The sequence below is a fragment of the Paenibacillus sp. FW101-FHT12H11 genome (assembly GCF_058790355.1).
The window spans coordinates 85,527-104,191 of the sequence record NZ_JBYTCO010000012.1 but is presented as its reverse complement, the minus strand read 5'-3'; the positions used below and the strand labels follow the sequence as shown (position 1 = coordinate 104,191).

The window sequence follows — 18,665 nt, the reverse complement described above, 5'->3', positions numbered from 1 at the left end:
AAGATCAAACAAGACTGTCGATAATTTCTCGACAGTCTTGTTTTTAAAAAGGAGTTTGTTCGATTTTTTCAGGCCTTAACCTGACCTCCCGCTCGCTCCATGCCCAGAACCGTTCGGAGAATTCATCATCTCGGGCCTTCTTGGAGACAGACGCAATCTTCTTCTTATAAAAATATTCGCCGCTTACCAATCGCACATCCGGACTGGACGCCAAATAAATGGCCGTCTCCGCACCCTGCGCCGGCGTTATGGAAAAAGGCCGCAGCAATAGCTGCATGGCCTTGCCGACCCCGGTGTCTCGATCGACACCGATATTTGTCCCGACCACACCCGGATGCAGCGCGTTTACCGTTACGGTTGTGCCGGCCAGACGCTTGGCTAGTTCGCGAGTAAACCAAATATTCGCGATTTTGGACTGCGCGTAACTTTTCGACATGCCGAAACCCTTGGTTAGGTGGGGATTGTCGAAGTCGAAGCGCCCTACTTTGTGGGCGTGGGAGGATACGTTCACGATCCGCCCTTGCGGGGCGCGGGTAATGGCTTCCAGCAGCAGCCGGGTCAGCAGGAAGTGACCCAGGTGGTTAACGCCAATCATTGCTTCGAAGCCGTCGGACGTGGTTTGCCGTTTCACCGTGACAACGCCGGCATTGTTCACCAGCACGTCCAGCACCGAGTGCTTGGCGAGAAAGTCGCTAGCGAAAGCGCGAATGCTGGCTAGCGAGCCCAAATCGCAAAGCATAAGCTCGATTCGCTCCGAGCCGCTCTGGCGGCATGCTTCGGCTAGCGCCATCTCGCCTCTTTGCCGGCTGCGGCACAGCATGATCACATGTGCGCCCTTGCGGGCGATCTCCACGGTTGTAGCCAGTCCAATGCCGGAATTAGCGCCGGTAACGATAACGGTTTGATTGTGCATAATACTCCTCCTTATTGCATGTCGGCTGAGGGAAGATCGCAAGGCTCGAGTCGTTCGCCATTAAAGAAGCGGCTGCATGCCCCGTTCCAACCAGTACTCGTGGGTCGGTCCGTATACATCCGGCACGCGTAAGCCGGCTTGACGCATTAGCACGATCATTTCACCGCGGTGATGAATTTCGTGCGAGATGAAGATACGCAGCGTTGTTGCATTGAGCCACATTTCGCCATACATGTCGGTGGATTCCGCCAGCTTCGCATCTGTCCACTGGGACTGGATGGCGGTAGTCAGTGCAGCTGATTGGGCCAGGTAAGTGTCGGCTATGGTCTTGGCTGAGGAAGGTGCTTGCTCTTCGCCTTCCGGTGTTTCAAAGGACAAGCCCATGCGAGAAGTCATTTCGTGAATCGTTGTGGCGATATGCCAAGCCAGTTGTCCGAGCGAGCGGAAGTCCGGCGCTATCTTCTGGGTAAGGGAAGCATCTGTAAGCGTGTCGAATACGCGTTGTGTTGCCAGGGATTCATTGTTCCATTCTTTCACAAAATCTTGAATTGTTTTAAACATAGGGAGGGCCTCCTTAGATTGGATATAGGATATACCCTTAGTATAGACAACCATGACTGACAGCATAGTGTCAGGGTTAGGTATAGAGCTGGACAATTTTTTCAGCTTTTTCTTTAATCGTTGCCGCAAGATGAGCGGGCTCAAGAATGCGCACGCCGGGACCGAAGCCAAGCAACATCCCGAGAAGCCATGGCTCATCCGGCTCTTGGGCGGTTATTATCATGGAGCCGTCCGCCTGATAGGCGATCTGCTTGGGTTGGAAATAATCTTCAACCTGCGCCTGGATGCTCTGCTGAGCATGCAGCACCACGGTGATCAGATCAGAGGGGTCCCTTTTACCCCAGCCTTGGAATGGCTTTTCAGCCACTTTTTTGCGTTCGAACGTTTCGGAAAGCACCTTAATTTGCTTCATGCGGGATAGCCGGAAAATACGAAAATCTTGACGCAGGAGGCAGTAACCATACAGATACCAGCCAAATCCTTTGGCTACAATGCTCATAGGCTCCGCTGTTCGATAGGATTGTTCATTTTGGGATGAAATATATTGAAAAGAGACCTGTTTCAACTCTTTTATAGCGCCTCGGAGCAATGTCAGTTTTTCCTTATCCTCGCTGCCTCGGCGACATGGGTTCATATCGATGATGAGCTGACCGTCCAGCTTGGCTGCTGTTTTTTGTTCCGACTTCGCTACAAGTGCGCCGACTTTATCTAGCAAGTTGCCGACTTCCTGGTCGCCGACCGTGGAACGGATTCCTTTTAACCCGACGATGATGGATTGCAGCTCTTCCAGGGAGAGGAATTGGCGCTCCAAACGGTACTGGTCCATAATTTCGTACCCGCCGCTCAATCCGGCATAAGACACGATAGGAATACCCGCTTGGTTAATGGCTTCCACGTCCCGGTATACGGTTCGCAGAGATACTTCAAAACGCTCCGAAAGTTCCTTCGCGCTTATTCTTTGGCGGTTCAACAGCAGCATGGTAATCGCTAGCAAACGGTCGATTTTCAAAAAAACACCCCACAATTAAAAATACGTTCCTTTCGCCCTGTCTTGTCCGGTCAAAAGATTAACGGCATGTTCCAGTATGATTCTATCGCGTAAAAGCATGAATTTGGCCGAATACCGCTGACATTTGTGCAGGGAGGCAGCCATCACGTCCAATGCTTCATCGAGCGTCATCCAGGCCACCGACATCCCCAGCCTCAACTCATTTTCGGTTAGTGAAGGGGCGCTGGAAGGGTGGTGCGCTTTGGCGATGTAACAGTAGGAAAGCTGCATAAAATGATTACGGTTCTTATGCTCCTCGATAATGCCTAATTCATGCGTGATTTCCGCCTCATAGCCGGTCTCTTCCTTGATTTCCCGTAAAAAAGCAGCCTTCGGCAGCTCGTTGTCCTCAATCCCGCCGCCAGGCAGCTTGTACAAATCTGATTCCGATAAATACATCATCGCAACGTTCATCAAGCCGTCAATGAGAATGCCCCGGGATGAATAGCGGGAAACGCGGTCTATCCATACAGGATCGCCGCCCAACATATCGCTGTCTGTTATTCGTTTGATCATTTGCACGAGGATCACCTGCCTTATTTAAAGAGCGGAAAATACCCGCTGGAATGCATTCCAAAAATACCCACACCAAGAGTATAGTATAACTTAGGCAGTCATGTCTCGAAACTTACAGGAGGCGATCAAATTTGTCTGAAAAACCGGATGAATGGATTGTAGAAGCCGATATCAAAACATTACAAGAAGCTATGGAAGCGGGCGAAATTCGTACCGTCGATCTGGTTGCTTTCTATGTAAAAAGAATTGGAAAATTCAATAAGATTATCAATGCCGTGCTGGAAATCAATCCGGATGCCCTTCAAATCGCACAAGCGCTTGATGATGAGCGTCAAAAGCAGGGAAGCCGAGGCCCGCTACACGGCATTCCGATCCTGCTTAAAGATAATATAGATACGGGTGACCGCATGCATACGAGTGCCGGTTCTATGGCCTTAGCGCAATCATTTGCAGCTGAGGATGCTTTTATCGCCGCCAAACTGCGGGAATCCGGGGCTGTGTTATTAGGGAAAGTGAATATGACCGAATGGGCCAATTTCATGTCCGGACCGATGCCCTCGGGGTATAGTTCCCGAGGCGGACAAGTCCTAAACCCTTACGGTCCGGGACGGTTTGAGGTTGGCGGGTCTAGCTCAGGATCCGGCGCAGCAACCGCAGCCGGCTTCGCAGCGGCGGCTATCGGGACGGAAACTTCCGGTTCTATCGTGAACCCTGCACATCATAACAGCTTGGTCGGTCTGAAGCCTACGGTAGGATTACTTAGCCGTATTGGCATCATTCCCATCTCTCACTCGCAGGATACCCCGGGACCGATGACACGGACAGTGACGGACGCTGCGCTGCTTCTCGGAGCGCTGACTGGCGTGGATACACGTGACCCTTTGAGTCTGGCCAACGAAGGGAAGAGTCCCAGAGAGAAGGATTACACAACCTTTCTGGATGTTAATAGCCTTAGAGGGGCTAGAATTGGCATTCCTCGATGGTTCTACAAAGATTTGAACGTCGAAGCGCAGCGTATTGCCGAAAATGCTATCCAAGTGCTGCGCGAGAAGGGTGCTGTTGTGATCGACCCCGTGTCGCTTCCATGCGAGCAGGCGGAGTGGAATTCGGACGTACTTCGATACGAATTTAAAAAAGACCTTAACGACTATCTATCCAAGCTCGATGCCTCTGTCCCTGTACATACTTTGCAGGAGGTTATCGCGTTCAATCACGAGCATGCAGAAAAGGCGTTGGTGTATGGACAACATACACTGATTTGGTCGGATGAAACCAGCGGTACCCTGACAGAGGAAGAATATCACCGCAATTTAGCCAAATATCAGGAGCTTACGCGTTCTCGCGGCATTGATCATGTACTTGAGGAGCATCAGTTGGATGCGCTGTTTTTTCCTGGCGATGAAGGGTATGACATTGCGGCTCGCGCCGGCTATCCGCTGCTGAACGTGCCTGCCGGTTATACAGCTGACGGGCCTATGGGCGTTATGTTTTCCGCTGGAGCGTTCAGCGAAGGGAAGCTATTGGCTTTGGGGTATGCGTTTGAGCAGGCGACGAAATATCGCCGGCCTCCTAATCTGTAAAACGCCAGATTCCCGCATACAACTTGGAAAAATTTGAAACAATAAGCCGAATTCAAATCCAAGTCAAGGGAGTCTGATGATTCACATGTTTCAAAAAAGCGCTAAAATAGCGCTGCAAACAGCGGTAGTAGGCTTGCTTCTGGGGTGCTTATCCTTTGGGGGCCAGGAAACGGTTGTGGCTCAAGCGGCGAACAACGAAGACCTTCCGGCGCCGCCATCGTCTCAGCAGCAGCCCGGGCAGCTTAGACAAGCGCAGCTCATTCAGACGCGCGACATCGACGTGACAGGCGATGGCGTACTGGATCAGGTGGCTCTTTCCGGTACGAAGCTGGACATGAACAGTCCATATTATGACCAGCTGTTCATTGTTGTGACGAGCCCTGGGCAAACGCAAGTCGTCATTCCTCTGCAAGGCGGATACAATCCGAATATGCAGTTCTGCGATTTTATCGGCGAAAAGCTGCCTCAAATTTACGTTTCCGCGGAAAATGGGGGAAGCGGAGGATTATCGACCTTTTACCTCTATTCACTAAAAAATAATGTGCCGACCGCCATCCCGCTGCCTGCACCACTCCGCGTTTATGCGACTTTTAAGAACAACTATGTGGTGAAAATGAAGATCGAAGAGAGCGGTAAATCGTTCAATATCGATATCAAAGACCGGAAAGATGATTACGAACAGTTCGGCGTGTACAAAGACGGTAAGGTTGTTAAGCCGATTATCGTGGATGTGGGTGCATACAGCCTCTTGAAGCCTGTTGATAAGGCTGGAAGCGGAAAGTGTGATTTGAGAGGAGTGCAGCGTATTACCGGCATTGCCAACTCGGATACGCTTGGTTACGCCACTTCATTGTGGCAGTGGAAGAAGGGCAGATGGGTATTGAAAGAGTCAGCAGTCGTCAAAAACTATCACAATCATTGAAGAAAGACCGCCGGGTTAAGGGGCTCATGCTCCTGATTTGGCGGTCTTCTTGTTGAGAGAGGATGACTAGTTGATCTTAAACCCAGTTGCCATTGCGGAACAAAGGCTCGCGAGTGCCATCTTCCGATAAGCCATCGATGGCCATGTCGGCTGAACCAATCATGAAATCGACGTGGATTAAGCTTTTATTAAAACCATTCTGTTTGAGCTCTTCGAGACTCATCGACGTTCCGCCTTCAATCGTGAAAGGATACGAATTACCTAACGCGATGTGGCAGGAGGCATTTTCATCAAATAATGTATTGTAGTAGATCAATCCGGAGTTGGAAATCGGCGAATCATACGGCACAAGTGCCACTTCCCCCAAATAGCGGGCGCCTTCATCCATATCCAGCATTTTGTTCAGCACTTCTTGGCCTACTTCGGCGGTTGCTTTTACCACTTTGCCGTTCTCGAAAGTAAGCGAGAAGCCATCGATCAGAGAACCTTGATAGCTCAGAGGCAGCGTACTGCGCACCGTTCCGTTCGTGCCTGTTTTGGCTGGCATGGTGAACACTTCTTCCGTTGGGATGTTCGGAATGAAGAAAACACCTTTCTCGGTTTCGCTTCCTGCAGCAACCCATTGGTGCTTAGGCGCAAGCTCGATGTACAGATCAGTGCCTTCTGATTTGAAATGAAGCTGCTTAAATTTCTTGCTGTTTAGCATATTCTGTTTACCCGTCAAAGTCTCAATGTGTTCATTCCATGCAGCAACAGGATCATCTTTATCCACGCGAGTAAGTTTGAAAATTTGCTCCCAGAGCTTCTTAACGCGCTCAGCTTCGCTCAAATTCGGGAATACTTTAGCGGACCATTCGGCCGTCGGGTAGGAGACCATCAACCAACTGACTTGATTGTTGCGCATGTAGTTGAGGAAGCCTTCGCGCGCTGTAGCTGCTGTTTTGCTGGAAATAGCAACACGCTCAGGGTCTACATCTTTAAGCAAGTCGGAATTCGGTGCGTAAATTTGCAAAAATGCAGCGTCGTTTTTCGCCATTTCTTCCAGGCCGTTCGCGCGCCACATCGGGTATTCGCGAAGTGTTGACTCTGGCGCATGCTTAAGGCGTAGCGCTTTTACTTCATCGTCATCCCAGTCGATTACGACGTCTTTCGCGCCTGCCTCATAGGCTTTTTTAGTCAGCTTGCGCACGAATTCTGCACATGAAATTGGCGTCATGATGACGACGGTTTGGTCCTTCTGTACGTTTAATCCTACACGAATTGCGAGTTCTGCGTATTTATCCAGATAATGATCGAATGTTTCCATCGCTCGGGCTCCTTTATATTTTAGTAACTTTTAGTGTATGATAGAAAATAAAACTTTAACCATTGGGAGAAAGGCTGGCGCAATATGGAAACGAAGACTCCAACGAGCACCCCGTCCAATTTCATTAAGAATATTGTAATCGAAGATTTGAATTCAGGCAAAGTCAGCCAGGTGGTCACCCGTTTTCCCCCAGAACCGAACGGATACCTTCATATAGGACATGCGAAGTCAATTGTTCTTAATTTTGAATTAGCGGATGAGTTCAAAGGGCTAACGAATCTCCGCTTTGACGATACGAATCCCGTTAAGGAAGATACAGAGTATGTGGAATCCATTAAAGCTGATGTCGAGTGGCTCGGGTTTAAATGGGACGGTCTCTTTTTTGCTTCGAATTATTTCGAGGAAATGTACAACCGCGCTGTCATTCTGATTCGTAAAGGTTTGGCTTACGTAGATGATCAAACAGCGGATCAAATCCGTGAAAGTCGCGGAACATTGACTGCGCCCGGTACGAACAGCCCGCACCGCGACCGCAGCGTGGAAGAAAATCTCAGCTTGTTCGAGCGCATGCGCGCCGGTGAGTTCAAAGATGGCGAGCGCGTGCTGCGCGCGAAGATCGATATGTCCTCGCCGAATATTAACTTCCGCGATCCGGTAATCTATCGTGTGGTTCATGCTCACCACCACAATACGGGTGACGCTTGGTGCATCTACCCGATGTACGCGTACGCGCATCCGATTGAGGACGCGATCGAGGGTGTCACGCATTCCATCTGTACCCTAGAGTTCGAGGATCAACGACCTTTCTATGACTGGGTCATCCGCGAGTGCGAAATGCCAAATGTGCCGAGACAATATGAATTTGCACGTTTGAATCTTACGAACACGGTCATGAGTAAAAGAAAGCTGAAACAACTCGTAGACGAGAAAGCCGTTGACGGTTGGGACGATCCGCGGATGCCGACCATTTCCGGGTTGCGACGCAGAGGGTTTACACCGGAAGCGATTCGCACTTTTGCCCGTGAAATCGGCGTTGCCCGCAGTAACAGCACGGTTGATGCGAAAATGCTGGATCATTTTATCCGCGAAGATTTGAAATTGAAGGCGCTCCGCACGATGGGCATTCTCAATCCGCTGAAAGTCGTCATCACCAACTATCCGGAGGATAGCGTTGAGATGCTGGATGCCGAGAATAACTCGGAGAACCCGGAAATGGGCAGCCGCCAAATTCCATTCTCCCGCGAGATCTACATCGAGCAAGAGGATTTCATGGAAAATCCGCCGAACAAATATTTCCGCTTATTTCCCGGCAATGAAGTGCGCCTGAAAAATGCTTACTTCATCAAGTGCAACGATTTCGTCAAAGACGACAGCGGCAAAGTGATCGAGCTCCACTGTACGTACGACGTCGAAACGAAAAGCGGAAGCGGCTTTACCGGCCGTAAAGTCAAAGGCACGATCCATTGGGTCGATGCGAAAAGCGCTGTACCTGCGGAGTTCCGCTTGTACGAACCGCTTATCTTGGATGACCAAGAGGACGAAAATGCTTCCTTCCTGGAAAACCTGAACCCGAACTCCCTGCAAATCGTGCAAGGTTTCGTGGAAGCGGGCATGAAAGAAGCGAAGCCGCATGATAAGTTCCAATTCTTCCGCCATGGCTATTTCAACGTGGATCCGAAGCATACAACTAGCGACAAATTGGTGTTCAACCTGATTGTTTCGCTGAAAAGCTCTTTTGAAGTGTAGTGTTGAAAATCCTAGCTTAGGCTAGGATTTTTTTTTGATTTGTTTGGCGGCTGGGCAATACTAACGGGTCTCATCGCTGCTGAAGCATTGAAAAACATTGTTAACGTGTGTGGAACGCGCCGGAAGTTTGCGTTAACGCTGAAAACAAGCTTAACGTTCGGCGAGAGAGCCCAGAAGGCCGTCTCGGCAGCGAGACGGTGTCGAAAGGGAAGTGAGCCGGCTCAAAAAGCCGCCTCGAGCGATAATCCTGCGCGAGGCAGGCTGGGTGTGGCGAGAGAGAGCCCAGATGGCCGTCTCGGCGGAGCGAAAGCGGTGGCATTTTCGCAAATAATAAATTTTTTATTCACAAATATCCAGTATGATGGTGTCATAGAACCTAACTTCAGGGGAGTGTGCCTTGTGAAAACCGTTTTGGTGGTAGACGATGATCTGAATATTTGCCGTATTACGAAGCTTTACTTAGAAAAAAGCGGCTATACGGTGATGACCGCAAATGACGGCGAGCAGGCTCTAACACAGTTCGAAGAGCTGCAGCCCGACTTCATCGTGCTGGACATTATGCTGCCGAAGCGGGACGGCTGGTCCGTGTGCCAGAAGATTCGTGCAATGAGCGACGTACCGATCTTGATGCTGACAGCCAGAGCTCACGTGGATGAGCGAATCGAAGGTTTGCAAATGGGGGCAGACGATTATCTGGTCAAGCCCTTTGACCCGAACGAGCTGGTCGCTCGCGTGACGACGATACTTCGCAGAACGCTGATTCGCACGGAAGCGTCGGCGCCCTCAAACATTTATGAAGCCGGCAGCCTGAAGGTGGACGCTCTGTCCCACGATGTCACCGTAGAGGGTCAACTGGTCGCTTTGCCTAAGAAGGAGTACGAGCTACTGCTATTTTTTGTGCGCAATCCGAATCAGGTATTCACTCGCGAAGACCTCATTGCCAAGATCTGGGGTTGGGATTTTGAGGGGGAAGACCGTGTCGTTGACTTATACATAAAACGTCTAAGACAGAAGCTATCGGCGCATACGGAAAGAAAAGTAGACTGGAACATTCGGACCGTGTGGGGCATTGGCTACAAGTTTGAGGGGCCGGAGTCATGCTGAACTCTTTTTACCGCAAGCTTTTATTTATCTACATGTCCATTACGGTTGTGTCCATTCTAGCTATTTCTGGAACGATCGGTTATTCCATGAAACAGAAGACGTATGACCGCAGCGAAAAACTCTTGCTGGAGAAAGTTGAACAGGTTGATGAGTTAGCCAAAGAGCTATTCGATGGGGCCACTTTGCAGAAGGATTTCCGCAAACAAATAAGCGCGATAGAGAAATCGTCCAATGTTCGCGTGGCTCTGATCAAGCATCCTAAAGTGAATGCGGATAAACTCCAGTCCATCGGCGAGTCCCCGGCACGCAAGGAATGGCTGGATAAAGTGCTGGCAGGGAATCAGGTGACGGTGCGGAGCAATTTTACCCAGAATAGTACGGTCAAAATGTTGATTGTCGGACGTCCTGTCGTGCAGGACAGCCGTGTGGTTGGGGCTATTTTTCTATATACGCCAATTATGAATATCCAAGGGACGATCAACGATATCAATCGAGCGATCTACATCTCGGCCGTATCGGTGGCGCTGCTGGCGATGGCTGTGCTGTACTTTGTTTCACGGCATTTTGTGAAGCCGATTCAGCTCATGAGCAAAACAGCGGAGGCGCTGGCTTTGGGGGATTTTAGCGGAAGGGTCCCAGTTCGAGGAAAGGACGAGATAGCATCGCTGTCGGGATCGCTGAATCGTATGGCAGGCAAGCTGCAGAAGGTGGAAGAGGGGCGCAAAAGGTTTCTCTCTGAAATTTCACACGAGCTGCGGACGCCGCTGACGACGATTCGGGCCTCCCTGCAGGGGATAACGGACGGTGTTGTGGAGCCGGAGGATGCCAAAGAGTTCATTCAAGTTTCTCTCCAAGAGACGCTGCGACTGAGCAGTTTGGTAGATGATTTGATGGAGCTGTCGTCTTTTGAGGAGAAGCAGGTGAAGTTGAGTTTTCAACCTATGGATGTATCTGATGTCATTACCCACGTGGTCACCCAGTTGAAGATGAAAGCCAAGTCCAAACAGATCGAACTGAGTTCGGAGGCGGAGATGTCTTACAGGGTACAAGGGGATGCCGATCGTTTGAGGCAGGTATTCATTAATTTGCTGGATAACGCGATTAATCATATTCCAGAGGGATCAGAGGCGGGAATTCGGGTAAAAGCGGTCCGAAATGAGCGCTGGATCGAAGTCTGGGATAACGGCCAGGGCATTGCGCCGGAGAAGCTGCCGCATCTGTTTGACCGCTTCTATAAAGCGGATGAAAGCCGCAATCGCTCTGGTGCAGGCCTTGGATTGACGATCTGTAAACATATCATTGAAGCCCATGGAGGCTCCATTCGAGTTGAGTCTAAGGTTGGGGCAGGGACGGTTTTTAAAATATTTTTGCCGGTTGTCTAAGCTGCGCACCATGACAAACTTATGACATAATTATCCGCTAAGATAGGTTTCGTAAGGTAAACATAACCATAGACCAATCGAGGAGTGATACTTATGTTGAAAAAATTAACAGGACTAGCTTTGGTGGGCGCGATTGCATTAACTGTTCCGGTGGCGGCTTTCGCGGCGGAATCGCAGAGCAGCACGTTTCATCCGCTTAAACAATTATTGCTGGATAAAGCGCAAGCTTTTGGCATATCAACAGACGGTAAAACGAACAAACAGATCAAAGAGGAACTGAAAACAGCAAATGCTGCCCAAAACACAGAGCATCTGAACAAAGCCGCAGCAAAACTGGGCATCAGCACAGAAGGCAAAACAGCAGAGCAGCTCAAAGCGGATATCCAAGCAGCGGTGCAGGTAAAACTGCAAGCGAAAGCGACGAAACTAGGCGTAAGCACGGATGGGAAGACGAATAAAGAGTTGAGAGAGGCACTGAAAGCGGCGGCTTTGACGAAGCTGCAGGCGAAAGCGACGAAGCTCGGGATTAGTACGGATGGGAAGACGAACAAAGAGCTGAGAGAAGCGCTGAAAGCAGCCGAGTTGACGAAACTGCAAGCAAAAGCGGCAGCGGCGGGTATTGCAACTGACGGTAAAACAGCGAAAGAGCTTCGTGCAGCGCTCCAAACAGGCAAAGATGCAAAGAAATCCGCAGCGTTAAATAAACGTGCTGAGAAGTTGGGTATTTCTACGGATGGTAAAACAGCCGATCAGATTCTTGCAGAAGTAGAAAGCGCATTGAAGGCGAAATGGGCTAAAAAAGCGGCGAAATAGGCCGGTTGTGCGTTTTATGCGCGACGGGTGGTTGGCAACGCAGAATAGGGGAAGTACAGGGTCTTAATTGAGCCGAGTTAGGCTCATTTCAAGGTGAAACGGAACTACGGGCCTTATTTCGCCAAAATACTACGCATTTAGGTCGATTTTGTTAAAATAGCGGAACGTAGTTGCCATCAGCTTGAAGAAACGGCTATCTATTGAAAAATAGCGGACCACAGTTCCCCTCACCCCCAAGATTACTGCTTATAAGTCCAGAAGGCTGTCTCCAAGGTTGTTTCCGACCTTGTGGGGCAGCCTTTTTAGTTATAGCAGATTTCCATGGACTCAGCCTCAGGAAAATGAAAAGCACAGAGCCCCTCTGCCTCGGCTTCAACACCAGCTCGTTCGACCTCAGATATCTCCCGAAATAACGTGATTGTTAATACGCACACTTTTCGTTTGTGCTTCACAATGGACCAAATGCCGCTGACAAAACCGTCAACAAGCAGCGCTGCGCGTATGATGCCGTTATCCGTAAACACACGCTGCTTCAGCTCCTCCGCCATGATGCGGGAGCGGTCGTCGTAGGATAGCAGCATGTTGTCGAACTCCCCCAAGAAGCGCGGGGGAGCAGGCGTACTACCGTCCGGCCGTGGCGCCTCCGGCAGATCGAACAGCTCATTGCCGTGCTCGTCGCGGAAGACGAGCAGGCTGGGGCGCAGCCGCTCTATGACCTCGCGGAGCCGGGTCAGCCCGGACCATACCTGCATATCCTTCACGGATGCAGGCCCAAATGCCGCCAAGTAGCGCAGCAACATGGCGTCCACACTGGCCCCCTCCGCCAGTGGGCGGCCAAGCCACGCCTCCGCGGTCGTGTGGGCCGCCTGCCCGGCGGCGCCCCAGATGCCTCGCGGAGGCACCTGAACCAGCGGCAAGCGGCAGCGCACCGCTTGCGCCAAGGCCGTGGCGTCGCGCTGCGGCCACTGGGCCCCGAGGCGCTTGCCGAGCTCACCTAGCGTGAGCGGCTGCGCCTCCAGCAGCGCTCGCCCGGCGGCGGCAAGCGCGTCCAGGTCCAGTTCGGCAAGCTTCTTGCCGAACGCGCCTTGCAAGCCCCGATCCTGCACGGCTTGCAGGATCGGGCGGAGCGTCACGCAGTCGTCTGCCGTGACGAGGTGGATCGTGGAGCGCATCAAGGCGATGCGCACGATGCTTCGATCCAGGATGAGCTGCGACAACTGCTCATGGTGAAAGTTTTGCAGGCGGGTCCACAACCCCACGTAGGGTGGGTTGGGGGCTTGCGCCTGCAGCCCGACGAGATGCCGGACCGCCGCGAGGACCGGCATGTCCGATCGCCGCAGCAGCAGCTGCCGGGCCAGGAGTGCCCGGTTGAGGTCGCGGCGGCTAAGGATTTTATCCGTATGTTCAGTCATGCATAGGCCTCCTACACGCTTTTATTCCACTATACAGCAAGCTCGCTGACAGCCTTATGTCAGGAAAAGCCACAAGGCTCAAAATGTATAATTCTGTCACTTATTTGTATATAATTGTAAATTATTTGTATAATAGATACAACGAGAAGGAGACATGTCGGTTATGCACTTATTTGTGGCTATTTTCAGTGTTTGGGCTTCGTATCGATGGGGCGATTGGCGGAACTGGCAGAAGTATCAACCTACGATGATGTATTTCGCTATAGGTAATTTATTATACAACTATTTATGCGCTGAGCGTATGCTTTGGACGCTGACTCCCGATTGGTTCGGGGATACAGGCCTCACGGAATTGATCTACACCTTTCTCACTTTCCCAGCCACGGCACTCCTATTTCTGACGAATTTCCCGAAGGGCCGGTTGAAGGTCTTTTTTCACTATGTCCAATGGGTGCTCATTTACGGCGGGGTGGAGTACATTTACTCTTTGACGGGTAGGATCGAGTATCAATACGGTTGGTCCTTAGGATGGTCGATTATTTTTAATATCATCATGTTTCCTATGCTCAAATTGTTTTCGGTCAGACCTCTATTGGCTTACGGTTTTTCGATGCTGTTGACGGTTTTTTGGATGAAAATGTTTCATGTTTCGTTTTAGGAGGTTCAAGTAAATCCCTATGATTTGTTAATTTTCCATTAAATCCATATTTCTAATACCAAAATCTAGTATAATAGTTGGGCATATCAGGAATAAAGAACTATTTACTAGGTGTTTGGAGGGAAACATGAATGAGGTTTAATCGATTTTTTACTGTTCTACTTATGTTAACCATGATTTTCAGCACGGCAATGCCGGCTTTCGTTTCTGGGGCCGAGAAAGTGGAATTTAAAGATACACACAACTCTTATGCTATGAAAGAGATTGATGCACTTTTAGAGGCAGGAATTATTTCCGGATACGAGGACGGGACTTTTCAGCCGATGAAGGCGATGACCCGAGCAGAACTAGCGAAAATTCTAGTGCTTTCATTGGGAGCGAAAGAAGATCCAATGAAGGCAGAGGCATTCCTGGATGTAGAGGCGGATAGCTGGTATCGAGGCTATGTAGGCGCGCTGGTTGCTTCAGGTATAACTCAGGGCACTTCGCTTACAACCTTTTCTCCAGATGCCAATGTGACACGTGAAGAATTGGTTGTTTTCTTTATTCGTGCACTTGGATTAGAAAAAACGGCAGCTACACTGCCTATAGTCGATACATTTTCTGATAAGGATCAAATTGCTGATTGGGCGAGAAGCCAAGTTTCATTCGCAACCCAGATCGGTTTTGTTCAGGGGACAGAAGGCCCTGATAACTCTCTTTCATTTAATCCCAAGGAGGATGCTGAACGTCAAGCCCTTGCTAGATTAGCGTTTGAATTTAGAACGAATGCATCTCTGTACGTTGAGAAAGCTATGGCATTAGGCGATAGACAAAAGGATTCTATCATTTCATCAATAGTTACTGTAAGTAACACTAGTATTGAAGTGATCTTTTCCTCAGAGCTTACGTCAGTGAGTAGGAGCGATTTTGCTTTTGATAACAATTTACAAGTTGTAGATGCGGCTTTTAAAGCAGGTAGTAAATCTATCGTTGTTTTGACGACCTCGGCTCAAACAAAGGATGTAGCTTACAAGCTTACTTTCAAAGGCACCTCTATGGATACAAGTGTATTAGGCGTAGCCGCATCCGGCTTTTTTGGCGGCGGCGGTGGAGGGGGAGGAGGCTTCGTGGCAAACCCGACTGTGGAGCAGCAATTGGCTAGCGGTACCGCATTAGGGACAATTACTGTGAAAGCTTCAGGTACATACGGGCCTGCTAGCGGATCTGCTACGACTGTTCAGAATCTAATTATTGATCCTGGTCCTACAGGCGAGGTTAGACTTAGAAACATTAACGCTCTAAAGTTAGAGATTCTCTCCGGGGATGTAAACTCGATTAAATTACAGAACACGATTATCAAACAGATGCACGTAAATGCGGTTAATAACGGCGGCAAAAGCGTGAGGATTGAAGTGCGGGACGGGGCGACTATTGAGGACACGGAAGTAAGCTCTCAGGCTGTCCTGGAATCATCTTCTCTTCAAGGTACTTTAGGCAAAATCAAGCTAGCTTCCTCTGCGGGAGGAAAGCAGATTACCCTCAAAGGTCATATTGAAGGAGAAGTGACTGTAGAAGCACCTGGTGTAGAGATTAAGCTGGACGAACCCTCCAACGGTAATTCGCTCCCCACGGTCGTTAAGTCTCTTAAGCTGAAAAGTAGCGCTAATATTACTGCAGCAGCAGGTACAGTTACAGAGGGTATTTATGTAGCTGCGCCTAATACGACACTGATTCTTGACGGTCCCGGCGAGCTTGAAAATGTTGAACTTCCTAGCAGTTCGACAGGCACGAGCATTGAATTTAAAGCAGGTGCAAACCTACAAAAAATTACGGCAGGCGTGAATGTTACGGTAACGGGTGACCCTGAAGCTATTGGTAAAGTGTCGAGTGAAAATGGGGTTATGCAAATGAGCGATGAGCTAAAATTGCAGGTCAAAGCGGAAGCCATCAAGCTTGCAAATGAAGCCATTCAAAAGTCTGTCATTACTTCGGGATACGATACTCAGAAAGCAAGCATCGAAGCGGCTGAACGCGCAATAGCCATAGCTAAAAAATATGAGGCATTAGATGCCGATTTTGCTTACATAAATCAATATCAATCTGTGAAAAAGTTTATCTTTGAATTCAGGGATCAAATTGAAGGTTTTCAGTTGCAATTTCAAGGAGGTGACTCGGCTGATTCCGTTACGCAAAGACCAACATTCCCTCCAACGGATGGAACTTTTGCGGCTGTATGGAATTCAGATCAGTCAGAATTTTTATCGCCGTGGGGGCCTTTTGAGAGACCTGCATCAGGAGCAGGAGATGTAACAGCAGTATTAACTGTAACATTTTACAAAGCAGCCTATTCAGCAACTAAGACTATCATCGTTAAAGTTAAGCAATACGATTCGAAGGTGGTTGCTGCCACAAGTTTACGTTCCGATCTTGTTCTAATTGAATTTGATCATCCTGTAATTAATTCCAAAGCTACAGAGTTCCAATTTGATAACGGGCTTAAAGTGATTAGTGCCACTCAGTACCCTCAACTCAAGCAATATGTGCTACTTTCAGTGCAGGGACAATTAAGTGATACTATGTACAAGATGAGTTATAAACAAGCAACAGCGGATAAAATTGTCTTAACGGGAAGCGTCAAGGATACTTGTTCATCTTCAACCTGTCCGATGCCGTATCCTGCGCCTGTATCCGAAATTCCGATTCCGGGTGTAATTGTGCCAGGGATTGTTGCTGGATATATTTTCGAGAATACGGAAACATCAGGCCTTGAACCCCTCTCGAATGTAAAGGTAACGCTTATAGGGACTGATAGAACTGTTCAGACTGATGTTAATGGCTACTACAGATTCAACCAAGTTTCAGCAGGTATTGCATATTCTGTACAGGCAAGTAAAACAGGGTACTCCATGCGGACTACAAACAATTTTACAATTGCTTCCGGTGAGCCGTATCTCGTGGAACCTATTACTTTGCATACCGCTCCAAAACAGGTGAAAGAATTGAAAACTATTAACGTCAATGCAACTCGGGTTGAATTATACTGGATGCCGAATCCGGGCGATTTTATAAATAGTCCTACTTACAAGATTTTTCAAGATGAGAAAGAAATTATTAATACTGAGGTGCCATTCTATGCGGTTGAGAATCTACAATCGGGTAAAATCTACACTTTCGCTGTCGTAGCTTGTAATGATGTGGGTTGTGCCGCGCCAACTACGATCTCTGTACGGACGCCGACTGTTCTCCGAATTGATCAAATAAGACCTTATAACTCTGTTACAAAGGAAGTATATAATCCATTAACTAAAACAGAGACAGACGTTGATCGATATCAAATACCTAAGGCATCTAACGCTGCTGATTACTTGCTAGTTAGTTTGAAGGACAGTGACTATGTACCAGATACAGGGACGGGATTGTTAAAAGGGGCATTAGACATTTCGGAGGCTAAAGTAGCACTGGTTTATTCCTCAATAGAGGTTACAGGCAAACTTGAGTCGATAGGCGGTGTATCCTACTACAAAATAAGCTTCTACAATCAACCGGTTTCGATGATAAACGCGAATGAATACTACATTTACGGATTAAAGTATGTAGTAAATGGCCAAACGCACCAGGTTGAACCGCTGCTATATGCCATTACATTTGAATAGATTATTTTTCTTAGGCTCCATCCTCCGACTACTCGGCTGGGTGGAGCCTAAAAAGTTACGATTTATTAATATATGCGGATAAAATATAGTAGGAGTAATAACTTCATAAAAGGGTGGTGAATATATGATATCAATCGGACTTGCTGGTTGGGGAGACCATGACGAGTTATATAAGACGGGAGTCAAACCGCAAGATAAGCTAAAAGAATACAGCAAATACTTTTCGGTTGTTGAAGTAGATAGCTCTTATTACGCGATTCACAAAGATAGTTTATATCAGAAATGGGTTGCAGACACTTCAAGTCATTTCTCGTTCGTGATCAAAGCTTATCAAGGCATGACGGGACATACGCGGCAGAATTATTCCGATGAAGAAACAGAAGGAATGTATCGGGATTTTATTGGATCTATACAGCCTGTTATTGACGCTGGTAAATTAAAAGCAGTCCTTTTTCAATACCCGCCATGGTTTGAGTGTAATCGTGAGAATGTAAAATTGTTGCGATTCACAAAGAAAAGAATGGGTGATATTCCCGTAGCTCTCGAATTTCGGAATCAGAGTTGGTTTAGTGCTGAAATGGAGGATAGAACAATATCCTATATGGTTGAAGAAGGTTGGATACACAGTATCTGTGATGAGCCTCAAGTATTTCCAGGATCGATTCCCATCATTTTGAGACCAACAAAGAAGGCATTAACAATTGTTCGTTTCCATGGTAGAAACGCATCAGGTTGGACTTCGAGCGGGACAACGAATTGGCGAGAAGTACGATACCTTTATCGCTATAATGACGGGGAATTGCTTGAGTGGCAAGAAAACTTGGTGAAGCTAGAAGAGGAAACAGATGAGGTTTGTGTGATTTTTAATAATAACTCTGGTGGGGATGCTGCTTCTAATGCTTTGAGACTATCCGATCTATTGGGATTTGAACGTAAGCATTATCCACCAGAGCAATTGGAAATGTTCGAATGAATTAAGAAATTCCTATGGCGATGCGGGGCTGATTATGAGAGGCTGGCGCCGAGGCAGCTGGATTTGTTCTAAAGGTTTCACTTTGTATGAGGTCAC

The 18,665-nt window shown here is 48.5% G+C and carries 15 protein-coding genes; 9 read left to right on the top strand and 6 right to left on the bottom strand.

Annotation, left to right across the window (positions count from 1 at the left end; genetic code table 11):
• Positions 1-43: 43 nt before the first annotated feature.
• From AC3WTJ_RS32040 to AC3WTJ_RS32025, 4 genes are all read right to left on the bottom strand, one after another.
• Positions 44-913, bottom strand: a complete 870-nt coding sequence (locus AC3WTJ_RS32040; RefSeq protein WP_492525136.1) for an SDR family oxidoreductase — start codon at positions 911-913, stop codon at positions 44-46.
• Positions 914-973: 60 nt separating this feature from the next.
• Positions 974-1,474, bottom strand: a complete 501-nt coding sequence (locus AC3WTJ_RS32035) for a DinB family protein (protein WP_492525135.1) — start codon at positions 1,472-1,474, stop codon at positions 974-976.
• Positions 1,475-1,550: 76 nt separating this feature from the next.
• The gene (locus tag AC3WTJ_RS32030) at positions 1,551-2,483 is read right to left on the bottom strand and encodes a helix-turn-helix transcriptional regulator (RefSeq protein ID WP_492525134.1); all 933 of its coding nucleotides are present in this window, start codon (positions 2,481-2,483) and stop codon (positions 1,551-1,553) included.
• Between the two features lie 15 nt (positions 2,484-2,498).
• The gene (locus AC3WTJ_RS32025) at positions 2,499-3,038 is read right to left on the bottom strand and encodes an NUDIX hydrolase (protein ID WP_492525133.1); all 540 of its coding nucleotides are present in this window, start codon (positions 3,036-3,038) and stop codon (positions 2,499-2,501) included.
• 131 nt (positions 3,039-3,169) lie between these two features.
• Here AC3WTJ_RS32025 and AC3WTJ_RS32020 point away from each other — a divergent pair, with 131 nt between their 5' ends.
• Both AC3WTJ_RS32020 and AC3WTJ_RS32015 read left to right on the top strand, forming a co-directional pair.
• Positions 3,170-4,618: an amidase family protein gene (locus tag AC3WTJ_RS32020; RefSeq protein ID WP_492525132.1), complete on the top strand. Its 1,449-nt coding sequence runs from the start codon at positions 3,170-3,172 to the stop codon at positions 4,616-4,618.
• A gap of 85 nt (positions 4,619-4,703) precedes the next feature.
• On the top strand, positions 4,704-5,540 hold the full coding sequence (locus AC3WTJ_RS32015) for a YybI family spore inner coat protein (RefSeq protein ID WP_492525131.1): 837 nt from the start codon (positions 4,704-4,706) through the stop codon (positions 5,538-5,540).
• Between the two features lie 76 nt (positions 5,541-5,616).
• On the opposite strand, the gene AC3WTJ_RS32010 is transcribed toward AC3WTJ_RS32015, so the two are convergent.
• Positions 5,617-6,846, bottom strand: coding sequence for an aminopeptidase (locus AC3WTJ_RS32010; RefSeq protein ID WP_492525130.1), 1,230 nt, complete (start codon positions 6,844-6,846; stop codon positions 5,617-5,619).
• Between the two features lie 84 nt (positions 6,847-6,930).
• Here AC3WTJ_RS32010 and AC3WTJ_RS32005 point away from each other — a divergent pair, with 84 nt between their 5' ends.
• From AC3WTJ_RS32005 to AC3WTJ_RS31990, 4 genes are all read left to right on the top strand, one after another.
• Positions 6,931-8,592, top strand: coding sequence for a glutamine--tRNA ligase/YqeY domain fusion protein (locus AC3WTJ_RS32005; RefSeq protein ID WP_492525129.1), 1,662 nt, complete (start codon positions 6,931-6,933; stop codon positions 8,590-8,592).
• Positions 8,593-8,631: 39 nt separating this feature from the next.
• A complete protein-coding gene (locus AC3WTJ_RS32000) occupies positions 8,632-9,696 on the top strand; it encodes a response regulator transcription factor (protein WP_492525128.1) in 1,065 nt (354 codons plus the stop codon).
• Positions 9,690-11,078: a sensor histidine kinase gene (locus AC3WTJ_RS31995; RefSeq protein WP_492525127.1), complete on the top strand. Its 1,389-nt coding sequence runs from the start codon at positions 9,690-9,692 to the stop codon at positions 11,076-11,078. The genes AC3WTJ_RS32000 and AC3WTJ_RS31995 overlap by 7 nt, the downstream gene beginning before the upstream one ends.
• A gap of 93 nt (positions 11,079-11,171) precedes the next feature.
• Positions 11,172-11,891, top strand: a complete 720-nt coding sequence (locus AC3WTJ_RS31990; protein ID WP_492525126.1) for a hypothetical protein — start codon at positions 11,172-11,174, stop codon at positions 11,889-11,891.
• Positions 11,892-12,193: 302 nt separating this feature from the next.
• On the opposite strand, the gene AC3WTJ_RS31985 is transcribed toward AC3WTJ_RS31990, so the two are convergent.
• Positions 12,194-13,303: a winged helix DNA-binding domain-containing protein gene (locus AC3WTJ_RS31985; RefSeq protein WP_492525125.1), complete on the bottom strand. Its 1,110-nt coding sequence runs from the start codon at positions 13,301-13,303 to the stop codon at positions 12,194-12,196.
• Between the two features lie 163 nt (positions 13,304-13,466).
• Between AC3WTJ_RS31985 and AC3WTJ_RS31980 the strand changes: the two genes are divergently transcribed.
• The 3 genes from AC3WTJ_RS31980 (at position 13,467) to AC3WTJ_RS31970 (ending at position 18,569) form a co-directional block, all read left to right on the top strand.
• A complete protein-coding gene (locus AC3WTJ_RS31980) occupies positions 13,467-13,961 on the top strand; it encodes a CBO0543 family protein (protein ID WP_492525124.1) in 495 nt (164 codons plus the stop codon).
• A 131-nt stretch (positions 13,962-14,092) separates the two neighbouring features.
• Positions 14,093-17,596 (top strand): S-layer homology domain-containing protein, encoded by a 3,504-nt coding sequence (locus AC3WTJ_RS31975; RefSeq protein WP_492525123.1) that lies wholly within the window; start codon positions 14,093-14,095, stop codon positions 17,594-17,596.
• Between the two features lie 124 nt (positions 17,597-17,720).
• Positions 17,721-18,569 (top strand): DUF72 domain-containing protein, encoded by an 849-nt coding sequence (locus tag AC3WTJ_RS31970; RefSeq protein ID WP_492525122.1) that lies wholly within the window; start codon positions 17,721-17,723, stop codon positions 18,567-18,569.
• The last annotated feature ends 96 nt before the right edge of the window (positions 18,570-18,665 follow it).

Excerpts from the sequence above, each read along its gene's own strand:
- AC3WTJ_RS32040 (WP_492525136.1), bottom strand. The coding sequence starts at position 913 with ATGCACAATCAAACCGTTATCGTTACCGGCGCTAATTCCGGCATTGGA.
- AC3WTJ_RS32035 (WP_492525135.1), bottom strand. The coding sequence starts at position 1,474 with ATGTTTAAAACAATTCAAGATTTTGTGAAAGAATGGAACAATGAATCC.
- AC3WTJ_RS32025 (WP_492525133.1), bottom strand. The coding sequence starts at position 3,038 with ATGATCAAACGAATAACAGACAGCGATATGTTGGGCGGCGATCCTGTA.
- AC3WTJ_RS32015 (WP_492525131.1), top strand. The coding sequence starts at position 4,704 with ATGTTTCAAAAAAGCGCTAAAATAGCGCTGCAAACAGCGGTAGTAGGC.
- AC3WTJ_RS32010 (WP_492525130.1), bottom strand. The coding sequence starts at position 6,846 with ATGGAAACATTCGATCATTATCTGGATAAATACGCAGAACTCGCAATT.
- AC3WTJ_RS32005 (WP_492525129.1), top strand. The coding sequence starts at position 6,931 with ATGGAAACGAAGACTCCAACGAGCACCCCGTCCAATTTCATTAAGAAT.
- AC3WTJ_RS31995 (WP_492525127.1), top strand. The coding sequence starts at position 9,690 with ATGCTGAACTCTTTTTACCGCAAGCTTTTATTTATCTACATGTCCATT.
- AC3WTJ_RS31990 (WP_492525126.1), top strand. The coding sequence starts at position 11,172 with ATGTTGAAAAAATTAACAGGACTAGCTTTGGTGGGCGCGATTGCATTA.
- AC3WTJ_RS31985 (WP_492525125.1), bottom strand. The coding sequence starts at position 13,303 with ATGACTGAACATACGGATAAAATCCTTAGCCGCCGCGACCTCAACCGG.
- AC3WTJ_RS31980 (WP_492525124.1), top strand. The coding sequence starts at position 13,467 with ATGCACTTATTTGTGGCTATTTTCAGTGTTTGGGCTTCGTATCGATGG.
- AC3WTJ_RS31975 (WP_492525123.1), top strand. The coding sequence starts at position 14,093 with ATGAGGTTTAATCGATTTTTTACTGTTCTACTTATGTTAACCATGATT.
- AC3WTJ_RS31970 (WP_492525122.1), top strand. The coding sequence starts at position 17,721 with ATGATATCAATCGGACTTGCTGGTTGGGGAGACCATGACGAGTTATAT.